This is a genomic window from Salmonella sp. FC25216 (assembly GCF_057751355.1).
Map to the genome: position 1 here is coordinate 1 of NZ_JBDGON010000013.1, position 12,794 is coordinate 12,794.

Below are 12,794 nucleotides of genomic sequence, written 5' to 3' on the forward strand. Positions count from 1 at the left end.
TGAGCGCTCTCCTGAGGAGGACAAATCCGCCGGGAGCGGATTTGAACGTTGCGCAGCAACGGCCCGGAGGGTGGCGGGCAGGACGCCCGCCATAAACTGCCAGGCATCAAATAGTGAAGAAGCCCATCCTGACGGATGGGCTTTTTTGCGTCTGCTGCAAAAAATGCGGTGAATAGTCGGTGTGTCCCGGCTACAGAACAGCACACAGAGCCCGGAGCAGGCGTTTACGCCCACTCCGCGGCGGCAGTTAACCCTAACGTCGCTACGATAAACGCCACAATTCCATCAACATCGTTCAAATCGAGTACCGGAACGCCAATATCCAGCGCAATATCGCTGGCTACGGCGATCGTATGCTCATCGATAGCCAACTCATTCACATCGTGCCCAGCGTCGTTACGGAACAGAACGATCTTGGCCACGGACTCATGCTTAAAGCCTTCTACCAGCACCAGATCCAGCTTTGATGCATCCATCCGACTCACCAGCCATGCCAGATCTAACTCTTCTTGCTCCGGCGTTTCAGTCATTAACGCCCAGCGCTGCTGACTGGCAACCAGCGTCTGTGCCGCCCCGGCTTTACGCAGCTCGTAGCTATCTTTACCCGGCTTATCGACATCCATATCATGATGGGTATGCTTAATCAGCCCTGGCCGAATCCCGCGCGCACAAAGTGCTGGGATCAGTTTTTTCAGCAGTGTTGTTTTTCCCGTTCCGCTCCACGCGGCAATTGCGAGTAGCGGTATTATGGTCTCTTTTGCCATTTCGCGAGTTCCTCCGGCGTGTTGACGTTCACAAATGCCTCCTTACAATCACTGAAATCAACGGCGTGTCCGCCTGCCTGGTGCATAAAAATCATTACCCGCCGCTCGCCTGCTTGCAAATAAGCTGTCAACTGGGGCTGAACGGAACGATTAATCAACGCGATCGTTGGATGATCGCGTTCTCCATCACGAACCCAAACCACGGGTGCGCTATGACGCTGCGCTGCTAAACGATCGACTATGTTGTGGGGGATATAGGGATTGTCACAGGGGCAAAATAGAAACCAGTCGCCTGCTACCTGCTGAAAAACGGAAAGCATACCCGCCAGCGGACCGGGAAAGTCAGCGATTGAATCCGGAATGACTTTCAGGCCGCTGGCCCGGTAGATATCCAGATGGCGATTAGCGCTTACGACGACCGTAGCAAGTTGTGGCGCGAGCGCGTCGGCAACGTGCCGCCAGAGCGGTTTACCGTCCAGTTCAAGCAGACCTTTATCCGCACCTCCCATCCGTCGGGCTTTACCGCCTGCCAGCACCACGCCGGTTATCACTTCATCCTGATTCACCGATATCGCCTCTTTTATTGTGGGATTGACCCTGCTACCGTGTCTGTATCAAGAATAAGGAGCACAGCTATGAAATGTAAACGTCTGAATGAAGTCATTGAACTCCTCCAGCCAGCCTGGCAGAAAGAGCCCGATCTTAACCTGACGCAATTTTTGCAGAAACTGGCGAAAGAGTCAGGTTTTGACGGCAATCTGGAAGAGTTAACTGATGATATCCTGATTTACCATCTGAAAATGCGCGATTCCGCCAAAGACGCCGCCATACCGGGGATTCAAAAAGACTATGAAGAAGACTTTAAAACGGCGCTTTTACGCGCCCGCGGCGTTATTAAAGAGTAAAACCTTGTAAGCGGCGCCACCGAAATCGCCACGAAATGATATCCTGAATCATTCGTAGTATTTTCCGGATGATGGGATGAACGACAACGCTTTTACTTTCCAGACGCTACACCCGGAAACCATCATGGATGCGCTGTTTGAACAGGGGATCAGGGTGGATTCCGGGCTGACTCCGCTAAACAGTTATGAAAACCGCGTCTATCAGTTTCAGGATGAAGATCGGCGACGTTTTGTCGTTAAGTTTTATCGTCCTGAACGCTGGTCTGTTGATCAAATTCGGGAAGAACACCAGTTCGCGCTTGAACTGGTGAAGGATGAGGTTCCGGTTGCTGCTCCGCTCGCTTTTAATGGCCAGACGCTGTTAGCGCATCAGGGCTATCATTATGCCATTTTCCCCAGCGTAGGCGGTCGTCAGTTTGAAGCGGACAATATCGATCAGATGGAGGCGGTAGGGCGTTATCTTGGCCGATTGCATCAGACGGGGCGAAAACGACCTTTCACTTTCCGGCCTGACATTGGGCTTGCAGAGTATCTTTTTGAACCTCGCCAGGTATTCGAAGATGCCGCACTGATTCCCTCCGGGCAAAAAGCGGCTTTCCTGAAAGCCACTGATACTCTACTGTCTGCAGTTACCGAATGCTGGCGCACTGATTTCACCACGCTGCGATTGCACGGCGATTGTCATGCCGGCAACATTCTATGGCGTGATGGACCGCTGTTTGTCGATTTAGATGATGCCCGTAACGGCCCGGCGATACAGGATTTATGGATGTTGCTGAATGGCGACAAAGCCGAACAGCGAATGCAGCTTGAAACCATTATTGAAGCTTATGAAGAAGTTAGTGAGTTCGATACGTCTGAAATCGGTCTCATTGAACCTTTACGCGCTATGCGTTTAGTTTATTATCTTGCCTGGTTGATTCGTCGTTGGGGCGATCCTGCGTTTCCGAAAAACTTTCCCTGGTTAACAGGGGAAGATTACTGGCAGCGACAGACAACGACTTTTATTGAGCAGACAAAAATTTTGCACGAACCCCCTTTACAATTAACGCCAATGTATTAATCGGAGAGAGTTGATCATGAAAAAGATTTGGCTGGCGCTGGCTGGTATGGTTTTAGCTTTTAGCGCCTCGGCAGCACAGATCAGCGACGGTAAACAGTATATCACGCTGGATAAACCGGTCGCTGGCGAACCCCAGGTGCTGGAGTTCTTCTCCTTCTACTGCCCACATTGTTATCAGTTTGAAGAAGTGCTTCATGTGTCTGACAACGTGAAGAAAAAGCTTCCGGAAGGCACCAAAATGACCAAGTACCACGTTGAGTTCCTGGGGCCGTTGGGCAAGGATCTCACCCAGGCATGGGCGGTGGCGATGGCGTTGGGTGTAGAAGATAAAGTCACGGTCCCGCTGTTTGAAGCCGTACAGAAAACCCAGACAGTACAATCTGCCGCGGATATCCGTAAAGTGTTCGTTGATGCGGGCGTCAAAGGCGAAGATTACGATGCGGCATGGAACAGCTTCGTGGTGAAATCACTGGTTGCGCAACAGGAGAAAGCCGCGTCTGACCTGCAATTGCAGGGCGTTCCGGCGATGTTCGTAAATGGCAAATACCAGATTAACCCACAAGGCATGGATACCAGCAGCATGGATGTTTTTGTTCAGCAGTATGCTGATACTGTGAAATATTTGGTTGATAAAAAATAAAAAGAACGCCGGTCACTGACCGGCGTTTTTATAAGACGTTTTAATCCCTTCTATCTGTATATCTTTCTTATCCCACAGCGTATTAAGCCAACGTTGAAAACGGCGTTTGAATATTTTGTCGTTCACGTAATCGCCGTGCAGTCCTTCATTTATGGGTTCCAGTTGCACCCGAACAACAATACGCGTCAGCCTACCGCTTAGCATATCGTAGAAGGGGTGGCGATCGTTGTTTGGGTAACACAACGTAATATTAAGCAGCTTATCGAACTGTGCGCCTAAGACGTTAATCGCCATTGCAATACCGGCTGCTTTTGGTGGCAACAGATGTTGATAGGGTGAATGCGTTTGCTGGCGTTTCTCATGCGTAAATCGCGAGCCTTCAACAAAGTTAACGATAGTGGTGGGATACCGGCGAAACTTTTCGCAAGAGCGACGAGTCGTTTCAACATCTTTGCCGCGTCGATTAGGATGGCGGAGCAGGTAGCTACGGGAATAGCGCTTCATAAACGGCATATCTAATGCCCAGCACGCCAGTCCGATGAAAGGCACCCAGGCCAATTGCTGTTTAAGAAAGTACTTATTCATTGGGATATGCTTGCGGAACAGAACGCAAAGCACAACGATATCGGCCCAGCTACGATGATTACAAATCAGTAAATACCAATTTTTCTTGCTCAGCCCTTCTAACCCTTCTACATCCCATTGCAAATGCGGATTAAGGCGTAGCAGCGCTGCAAGACCAGCACACCAGCAATACATCATGAAATTGCAGAAAATGGAGACCTTACGCCAGACGCCGGGAACAGGCAAAAGGAGCTTTACCATTCCGGCAACGATGATCGGTACTGAGCAAACTATGGTGACCAGGATGGTCAATACGATACTCAATAGGAGCGTGATCGCCGCGAGTATTCTCGTCATAATGAATTATTCAAAAGTTAGCCATAAACGGTGCGCGAAAACGGCGCAAGAGGCTGATTCTATCAGAAAACGATGCTAATGATGGCGCGGAGTGAAATAGAAACACTCGTAACAACTATCCACATTATGATAACGGCATGAATCAGATAATAAGAAAAGTGTGATGTTAACAACTAATTGAAAATAATAGGTAATTATTAAGATGTGAAGACTATCGCGCTGATTTTAAAGCAATGGCAAGAATTTATACACAAAGTTATCCACAGATTGTTTTGCGAGCGATCCTGAAGATCCACAAAACTTTTCTGCAAATACGGCGAAAAACTCAAGTTTTCCTCCTGTATGTGGCATCCTTTAACCATAATCTGTTAAACAGGCACGGACATTATGGTTCAGATCCCAGAAAACCCACTTATTCTCGTAGATGGCTCATCCTATCTCTATCGCGCCTATCATGCGTTTCCGCCGTTAACCAACAGTGCGGGAGAACCTACGGGCGCAATGTATGGTGTCCTCAACATGTTGCGCAGCCTGATCATGCAGTATCAGCCGACGCATGCTGCGGTGGTGTTTGACGCCAAAGGAAAAACCTTCCGTGATGAGCTCTTTGAACATTACAAATCGCATCGTCCTCCTATGCCAGATGATCTGCGTGCGCAAATAGAGCCGTTACATGCCATGGTTAAAGCAATGGGGCTACCCCTGCTGGCGGTCTCTGGCGTAGAAGCGGATGACGTTATCGGTACACTGGCGCGAGAAGCGGAGAAGGTGGGGCGTCCAGTATTAATCAGCACTGGCGATAAAGATATGGCACAGTTGGTGACGCCGAATATTACGCTGATCAACACCATGACCAACACCATTCTCGGCCCGGATGAAGTCGTTAATAAGTATGGTGTGCCGCCTGAACTGATTATCGACTTTCTGGCGCTGATGGGGGACTCCTCGGATAATATTCCGGGCGTACCTGGCGTGGGCGAGAAGACGGCACAAGCCTTGCTTCAGGGATTGGGCGGCCTGGATACGCTGTACGCCGAGCCGGAAAAAATTGCCGGTCTCACTTTCCGCGGCGCCAAAACGATGGCCGGTAAGTTAGCGCAGAATAAAGACGTAGCGTACCTGTCTTATAAACTAGCCACCATTAAAACGGATGTTGAGCTGGAGTTGACCTGCGAACAGCTTGAAGTTCAGCAGCCGATTGCGGATGAACTGCTGGGCCTGTTTAAAAAATATGAGTTTAAGCGCTGGACGGCGGACGTCGAGTCAGGCAAGTGGCTACAGGCAAAGGGCGCGAAACCGGCGGCGAAACCGCAGGAAACGGTCGTTATTGATGAATCGCCCAGCGAGCCGACAGCGGCGCTCTCTTATGAAAATTATGTCACTATTCTGGACGAAGCCACGCTGGAAAGCTGGATTGAAAAGCTGAAAAAAGCGCCAGTTTTCGCTTTCGACACGGAGACCGACAGCCTGGATAATATCGCCGCCAACCTGGTGGGCCTCTCGTTTGCTATCGAGCCTGGCGTTGCCGCGTATGTGCCTGTCGCGCATGATTATCTGGACGCTCCGGATCAAATCTCCCGCCAGCGTGCGCTGGAACTGCTGAAGCCGTTGCTGGAAGATGAAAAAGCGCGCAAAGTGGGGCAAAACCTCAAGTACGATCGTGGTGTCTTGCAGAACTATGGCATTGAGCTGCGCGGTATCGCCTTTGATACCATGCTTGAGTCTTACATTCTGAACAGCGTCGCCGGACGCCATGATATGGACAGCTTGTCCGATCGTTGGCTGAAGCACAAAACGATCACCTTTGAAGAAATTGCCGGGAAAGGCAAAAACCAGCTCACCTTTAATCAGATCGCGCTGGAGGAAGCGGGACGCTATGCGGCAGAAGATGCGGATGTCACGCTACAGTTGCATCTCAAAATGTGGCCTGAGCTCCAGCAGCACAAAGGCCCACTGAATGTTTTCGAAAACATCGAAATGCCGTTGGTGCCGGTACTGTCGCGCGTTGAGCGCAACGGCGTAAAAATCGATCCTGCTGTTTTGCACAAACATTCGGAAGAAATTACGCTACGTCTGGCGGAACTGGAAAAGAAAGCGCATGACATAGCGGGCGAGGCGTTCAACCTGTCCTCAACGAAGCAGTTACAGACCATCCTGTTTGAAAAGCAGGGTATTAAGCCGCTGAAGAAAACGCCTGGCGGTGCGCCGTCAACATCGGAAGAGGTGCTGGAAGAGCTGGCGCTGGACTATCCACTACCGAAAGTGATTCTGGAGTATCGTGGTCTGGCGAAGCTAAAATCTACCTATACCGATAAGCTGCCGCTGATGATTAACCCGAAAACCGGGCGCGTCCATACGTCCTATCATCAGGCGGTAACGGCGACGGGACGTTTATCGTCGACCGATCCGAACCTGCAAAATATTCCGGTGCGCAACGACGAAGGCCGCCGCATTCGTCAGGCATTTATTGCGCCTGAGGATTATCTCATCGTGTCTGCGGACTATTCACAGATTGAGTTGCGTATTATGGCGCATCTTTCCCGTGATAAAGGACTGCTCACGGCGTTCGCCGAAGGGAAAGATATCCACCGCGCAACGGCGGCGGAAGTATTTGGCCTGCCGCTGGATAGCGTGACCGGGGAACAGCGCCGAAGTGCGAAAGCCATTAACTTTGGCCTGATTTACGGTATGAGCGCCTTTGGTCTTTCTCGCCAGCTTAATATCCCGCGTAAAGAGGCGCAGAAGTATATGGATCTCTACTTCGAACGCTACCCTGGCGTGCTGGAATATATGGAGCGCACCCGCGCTCAGGCAAAAGAACAAGGCTACGTGGAAACGCTGGAGGGACGCCGCCTTTACCTGCCGGATATTAAATCCAGCAACGCGGCGCGGCGTGCGGGGGCAGAGCGTGCGGCGATCAATGCCCCCATGCAGGGAACGGCAGCCGATATCATCAAGCGTGCAATGATTGCCGTTGATGCCTGGCTACAGGCCGAGCAGCCGCGCGTGCGGATGATTATGCAGGTACACGATGAACTGGTGTTCGAAGTGCATAAAGACGATTTAGATGCGGTATCAAAACGTATCCATCAGTTGATGGAAAACTGTACGCGTATTGATGTGCCGTTGCTGGTGGAGGTCGGCAGCGGAGAAAATTGGGATCAAGCGCACTAAGCGTTTAGAGGATAACGCGCTTTTTTCGTAATTAAGCAACATAAGTGAGGGGGTTTTGTGATAGATATTAGAATTCCCTATGTAAAGAATGAAAAAAAATTACGAAAAAGTCTTTCTGTGTTGCTCAAAAAAGAGTAAAGTTATCCACGTAGGGTACAGAGGTAAGATGTTCTATCTTTCAGACCTTTTACTTCACGTAATCGGATTTGGCTGAATATTTTAGCCGCCCCAGTCAGTTTATGACTGGGGCGTTTTTTATTGGACGGAAGAAAAGGTTATGAGCCGGATAAGACGCGTTTGGTCGCCATCCGGCATTTATGGCCTGATGGCGCTTATCCGTCCTACCCGTTTATTCGGCGTCCTGCGCCTTTTCTACCGGCGCTAACTCGCTAAACCAGCTATCCAGCTTCTGACGTAACTTATCTACTCCCTGCTTTTTCAACGAGGAAAACGCTTCTACCTGCACATCGCCATTAAAAGCCAGCACGGCTTCACGTACCATATTCAACTGCGCCTTGCGCGCGCCGCTGGCCAGTTTGTCCGCCTTGGTCAACAGTATCAGAACCTGGATATTGCTCTCTACAGCCCACTGGATCATCTGTTGGTCGAGGTCTTTCAACGGATGGCGGATATCCATTAAAACGACTAAGCCTTGTAGGCTTTGACGTTTCTCCAGATATTCCCCCAGCGCGCGTTGCCATTTGCGCTTCATCTCTTCCGGGACTTCCGCGTAGCCATAGCCTGGCAGGTCGACCAGTCGTTTGCCATCTACCACTTCAAACAGGTTAATCAGTTGGGTGCGGCCTGGCGTTTTAGAGGTGCGCGCCAGGCTCTTTTGGTTGGTCAGGGTGTTCAGGGCGCTGGATTTACCTGCATTGGAACGGCCAGCAAAAGCCACTTCAATTCCGGAATCGGAAGGTAAATGGCGAATATCAGGCGCACTCATCACAAAATGCGTCTGTTGATAATTCAGGTTAGTCAAAGCGGTCGTCTCCGTCAGTCAAAGCTTTGTCGCGATTATACCTGAACGCCAGCAAAAGGCGGATTTTTCGGCGTGCCGACGCTGTAAGCAAAAGCCATACACTTCGTGAGATATTGCCCATTGTCCCTATGCGATATGACAGAGTCGTTGTAATGTTAAAAACCAGTTAATACAGTTAAATCATAAATTTATAGAGGGGTAATTGTCTGAAAAAGAGGAAATTGCCGCGTTGGTATCTTGTGAGTTTACCCCAAAAGAGTAAAGTAACGCGCATAGCGAGGACGCTAACAGGATCAACGACTCAGGATGAGGGTCAGGAGCGCCAGGAGGCGAAGACTCAGGATTGTCAGGAAGACAAACGTCCGGAGACGTTAGTAAAAGGAAATGGAAACAACATGGAATGTTCCAGGCTAAGGGAAAAACAGGGCGTGTTGATAGCCAACAGGGATGGTGGAACCCGTTAAGGGGCGTGGGTCAAGAAAAAAGGCGGCAGATTACTCTGTCGCCTTTTTTCTTTGCTTGCTTTCTGCTAGATTCCGCCTCAATTCTATACTGAGTAAAACGGCTTAAAGATCTGACATCATGAAAAAACCAACCTCTGCACCGCGCAGTAAAGCCTTTGGCAAACAGCGTCGTAAAACGCGTGAAGAGTTAAACCAGGAGGCGCGCGACCGTAAACGCCTGAAAAAACATCGCGGTCATGCGCCGGGAAGTCGCGCGGCGGGCGGCAATTCCGCTTCAGGCGGCGGCAATCAGAATCAACAGAAAGATCCACGTCTTGGCAGTAAAACACCTGTTCCATTGGGCGTGACTGAAAAAGTGACCCAACAGCATAAACCAAAAAGTGAGAAACCTATGCTTTCACCGCAGGCGGAGTTGGATTTACTGGAAACGGATGAGCGCCTGGATGCGCTGTTAGAACGTCTGGAAGCGGGCGAAACCCTGGGGACTGAAGATCAAGCCTGGGTAGATGCCAAACTGGATCGTATTGATGAACTGATGCAGAAGCTTGGTCTGTCTTACGATGACGAGGAAGACGAAGAAGAGGACGAGAAGCAGGAAGATATGATGCGCCTGCTAAGAGGCGGCAACTAACGGGTTTACACCGTGGGTTTGCCCGTCCTGCTTATAACCCTTCCGGTTATATGTTATCTGGTGTGGTTATTCGTTAAACTACAGCGATTGTCGCGGCGACAGAAATGGTTGCGCAACCGGCTTGCCGCCCGTCATGGCGTGAAGTCGGTACGCCGTACCCGCCAGAGACGCCATCGGAAGGAGTAAGCATGTCTGAACAGCAAATAGACTGGGATCTGGCCCTGATCCAGAAATATAACTATTCCGGGCCACGGTATACCTCGTACCCAACCGCGCTGGAGTTCTCTGAAGACTTCAAGGACGCAGCATTCTCGCAGGCTGTGGCGCGCTATCCTGAACGTCCGCTCTCGCTGTACGTGCATATCCCGTTTTGCCACAAGTTGTGTTATTTCTGCGGCTGCAACAAGATTGTCACCCGCCAACAGCATAAAGCTGACCAGTATCTTGACGCGCTTGAGCAGGAAATCCGCCATCGCGCGCCGCTGTTTGCAGGCCGTCAGGTTAGCCAGCTTCACTGGGGCGGCGGTACGCCAACTTACCTGAATAAAGCGCAAATCAGTCGCTTAATGACGCTGTTGCGTGAAAATTTCCACTTTAATACCGACGCGGAAATCTCGATCGAAGTCGATCCCCGTGAAATTGAACTGGATGTGCTCGATCATTTACGCGCGGAAGGTTTTAACCGCCTGAGTATGGGCGTACAGGATTTTAATAAAGAGGTGCAGCGCCTGGTTAACCGCGAACAGGATGAAGAGTTCATCTTTGCGCTGCTTAATCACGCCCGCGATATCGGCTTTACCTCGACGAATATCGATTTGATCTACGGTCTACCGAAACAGACGCCGGAAAGCTTCGCTTTCACGCTGAAGCGTGTGACGGAACTGAACCCTGACCGTTTGAGCGTCTTTAACTATGCGCATCTGCCAACGCTTTTTGCCGCCCAGCGTAAAATTAAAGATGCCGATTTACCCAGCGCGCAGCAGAAACTGGATATTTTGCAGGAGACGATCGTATCGCTTACTCAGGCCGGTTATCAGTTTATCGGGATGGACCATTTTGCCCGTCCGGACGACGAGCTGGCCGTCGCGCAGCGCGAAGGTATGCTGCACCGTAATTTTCAGGGGTATACCACCCAGGGCGATACCGATCTGCTGGGAATGGGCGTTTCTGCCATCAGCATGATTGGCGATGGCTACATGCAGAACCAGAAAGAGCTGAAGCGTTATTACCAGCAAGTGGATGAGCGGGGCAATGCGCTATGGCGTGGTATTACGCTGACCCGTGATGATTGCATTCGTCGCGATGTTATCAAGGCGCTGATTTGTAACTTCCGCCTGGATTTTAACGCCGTCGAACAGCAGTGGGGTTTGCATTTCGCTGAGTATTTTGCCGAAGATTTGCAATTACTGTCACCGCTGGCGAAAGACGGGCTGGTGGATATCAGCGAGAAGGGGATTCAGGTGACGGCGAAAGGTCGCCTGCTGATTCGCAATATTTGCATGTGCTTTGATGCTTATCTGCGCCAGAAAGCGCGGATGCAACAGTTCTCGCGCGTCATATAGCCGTGCTGCCTTACGGGGCAAGTAGGCCGGGTAAGGCGTAACCGCTACCCGGCGAACCCGTTAGCTGAACAGTCCCACCAACGCGGCACACAATACGGCGGCTACCGCAGTTTGTGGCGTGTGGCTGTCGACCGCCCCACTCGATACCAGATTAATAATAGATTCTAACATAATGAATCCCCCCGTTTGCCGGGCATGATCATACTGAACTCATTGGAACAGTAAAGTGCAAAATAGCAGCGTTTTGCGCTCAATTATTAATCTTTACATAATTACTCCATTCCCAGTTCTTTCAGCTTCCGCGTTAGGGTGTTTCGCCCCCAACCGAGCAACCTGGCGGCTTCCTGTTTATGGCCCTGCGTATGGCGTAACGCCGTGGTCAGTAACGTTCTTTCCAGTTCTGGCTGCGCTTCAGAAAGCAGATTTTGATGACCGGATCGCAAGGCGCGGTCCGCCCATTGCGCCAGTAATGTGGCCCAACTATCCGGTGGCAGGTGGGACGGGCTATCCGGCGCCGAAGCTTCAAACAGTTCACCCGGTAAATCCTGGATCAATACCTCCTGCCCGGCGGCCATGACGGTGAGCCAGCGGCAGGTATTTTCTAACTGACGCACGTTACCAGGCCATGCCAGGCGCGTTAACGCCATTTCGGTTTCCGGATGTAATAATTTGGCTTCTACGCCTAACTCACGGGCGGCGACCTGCAAAAAATGGCGCGCCAGGCGCGGAATATCCTCACGACGCTCGCGCAACGGCGGGAGATGGATACGAATCACGTTCAGGCGGTGGAACAGGTCTTCGCGGAATTTCCCTTCCTGAACGCGTAGTTCGAGGTTCTGGTGGGTGGCGGCGATAATGCGCACATCCACTTTTACTGGCGCGTACCCGCCCACGCGGTAGAACTGTCCGTCAGCCAGCACGCGTAACAGACGAGTCTGGACATCCAGCGGCATATCGCCAATTTCGTCCAGAAAGAGAGTACCGCCGTCAGCCTGCTCGAAACGGCCCTGCCGGATGGTATTCGCCCCGGTAAAAGCGCCTTTCTCATGACCAAACAGTTCGGATTCGATCAAATCCTTCGGGATGGCCGCCATATTGAGCGCGATAAACGGCGCTTTGGCGCGTGGGCTATGGCGATGTAGCGCATGGGCGACCAGTTCTTTACCGGTCCCTGATTCGCCGTTAATCAGCACGCTAATCGAAGAACGCGACAGCCGACCAATAATGCGAAACACATCCTGCATGGCGGGTGCTTCGCCTATCATGTCCGTCGTCGGGCCGTTAACCTCAATATTACGCGGCTGCTGCTGCTCCTGATAGTGGCTAATCGCGCGCTCGACCAGAGCGACGGCTTCATCAATATCAAACGGTTTAGGCAGATAATCAAACGCCCCCTGCTGATAGGCGCTCACGGCGGCATCCAAATCGGAATGCGCGGTCATAATGATGACCGGAAGCATCGGATGACGTTGTTTAATCTGTTTTAACAGCGCCAGCCCGTCCATTCCCGGCATTCGGATATCCGACAGCAGGACGTCCGGCGTTTTACTGGCCAGCGCAGCCAGCACTTCATTGCCATTCTCAAAGGTGGTACAGGTCAACCCTGCCCCGGCGAGAGCACGTTCAAGCACCCAACGGATGGAACTATCATCATCGACGACCCAGACTATTCCTCGTTGCATAAACAC

The 12,794-nt window shown here is 51.3% G+C and carries 14 protein-coding genes; 8 read left to right on the forward strand and 6 right to left on the reverse strand.

Going from position 1 to position 12,794, the window contains the following annotated elements; all coding sequences use genetic code 11:
* Positions 1–224: 224 nt before the first annotated feature.
* The gene (gene mobB / locus AC3G3F_RS20420) at positions 225–749 is read right to left on the reverse strand and encodes a molybdopterin-guanine dinucleotide biosynthesis protein MobB (protein WP_072158755.1); all 525 of its coding nucleotides are present in this window, start codon (positions 747–749) and stop codon (positions 225–227) included.
* Positions 746–1,330 (reverse strand): molybdenum cofactor guanylyltransferase MobA, encoded by a 585-nt coding sequence (gene mobA / locus AC3G3F_RS20425; RefSeq protein WP_053509927.1) that lies wholly within the window; start codon positions 1,328–1,330, stop codon positions 746–748. The genes mobB and mobA overlap by 4 nt, the downstream gene beginning before the upstream one ends.
* A 69-nt stretch (positions 1,331–1,399) precedes the next feature.
* On the opposite strand from mobA, the gene AC3G3F_RS20430 reads away from it, so the two are divergent.
* From AC3G3F_RS20430 to dsbA, 3 genes are all read left to right on the forward strand, one after another.
* Positions 1,400–1,669 carry a YihD family protein gene (locus tag AC3G3F_RS20430; RefSeq protein ID WP_023249088.1) on the forward strand — a complete coding sequence of 90 codons (270 nt, stop codon included), beginning with the start codon at positions 1,400–1,402 and terminating at the stop codon, positions 1,667–1,669.
* Between the two features lie 76 nt (positions 1,670–1,745).
* Positions 1,746–2,732, forward strand: a complete 987-nt coding sequence (locus AC3G3F_RS20435) for a serine/threonine protein kinase (RefSeq protein WP_023249089.1) — start codon at positions 1,746–1,748, stop codon at positions 2,730–2,732.
* A gap of 16 nt (positions 2,733–2,748) precedes the next feature.
* Entirely contained in the window at positions 2,749–3,372 is a 624-nt protein-coding gene (gene dsbA, locus AC3G3F_RS20440; RefSeq protein ID WP_000725358.1) for a thiol:disulfide interchange protein DsbA, read from the forward strand.
* Between the two features lie 12 nt (positions 3,373–3,384).
* Here the strand turns inward: dsbA and yihG are convergent, their stop codons facing one another.
* Entirely contained in the window at positions 3,385–4,293 is a 909-nt protein-coding gene (gene yihG / locus AC3G3F_RS20445) for a 1-acylglycerol-3-phosphate O-acyltransferase, YihG family (protein WP_053509931.1), read from the reverse strand.
* Between the two features lie 387 nt (positions 4,294–4,680).
* Here yihG and polA point away from each other — a divergent pair, with 387 nt between their 5' ends.
* Complete coding sequence (gene polA / locus AC3G3F_RS20450) at positions 4,681–7,467, forward strand: DNA polymerase I (protein WP_023249092.1); 2,787 nt, start codon at positions 4,681–4,683, stop codon at positions 7,465–7,467.
* Between the two features lie 166 nt (positions 7,468–7,633).
* Complete coding sequence (spfP, locus tag AC3G3F_RS20455) at positions 7,634–7,681, forward strand: small protein SpfP (RefSeq protein ID WP_071892919.1); 48 nt, start codon at positions 7,634–7,636, stop codon at positions 7,679–7,681.
* A 135-nt stretch (positions 7,682–7,816) separates the two neighbouring features.
* Here spfP and yihA read toward each other — a convergent pair whose 3' ends face one another.
* The gene (gene yihA, locus AC3G3F_RS20460) at positions 7,817–8,449 is read right to left on the reverse strand and encodes a ribosome biogenesis GTP-binding protein YihA/YsxC (protein ID WP_023249093.1); all 633 of its coding nucleotides are present in this window, start codon (positions 8,447–8,449) and stop codon (positions 7,817–7,819) included.
* A 239-nt stretch (positions 8,450–8,688) separates the two neighbouring features.
* Here yihA and AC3G3F_RS20465 point away from each other — a divergent pair, with 239 nt between their 5' ends.
* The 3 genes from AC3G3F_RS20465 to hemN all read left to right on the forward strand — a co-directional run bounded on the left by AC3G3F_RS20465 (position 8,689) and on the right by hemN (position 11,106).
* Positions 8,689–8,913 carry a hypothetical protein gene (locus AC3G3F_RS20465; RefSeq protein WP_023249094.1) on the forward strand — a complete coding sequence of 75 codons (225 nt, stop codon included), beginning with the start codon at positions 8,689–8,691 and terminating at the stop codon, positions 8,911–8,913.
* A gap of 118 nt (positions 8,914–9,031) precedes the next feature.
* Positions 9,032–9,544, forward strand: a complete 513-nt coding sequence (yihI, locus tag AC3G3F_RS20470) for a Der GTPase-activating protein YihI (RefSeq protein WP_023249095.1) — start codon at positions 9,032–9,034, stop codon at positions 9,542–9,544.
* Positions 9,545–9,732: 188 nt separating this feature from the next.
* Entirely contained in the window at positions 9,733–11,106 is a 1,374-nt protein-coding gene (hemN, locus tag AC3G3F_RS20475; protein ID WP_023249096.1) for an oxygen-independent coproporphyrinogen III oxidase, read from the forward strand.
* Positions 11,107–11,166: 60 nt separating this feature from the next.
* Here hemN and AC3G3F_RS20480 read toward each other — a convergent pair whose 3' ends face one another.
* Complete coding sequence (locus AC3G3F_RS20480) at positions 11,167–11,277, reverse strand: YshB family small membrane protein (protein ID WP_088734609.1); 111 nt, start codon at positions 11,275–11,277, stop codon at positions 11,167–11,169.
* A 101-nt stretch (positions 11,278–11,378) separates the two neighbouring features.
* Entirely contained in the window at positions 11,379–12,788 is a 1,410-nt protein-coding gene (gene glnG, locus AC3G3F_RS20485; RefSeq protein WP_053509936.1) for a nitrogen regulation protein NR(I), read from the reverse strand.
* Between the last annotated feature and the right edge of the window lie 6 nt (positions 12,789–12,794).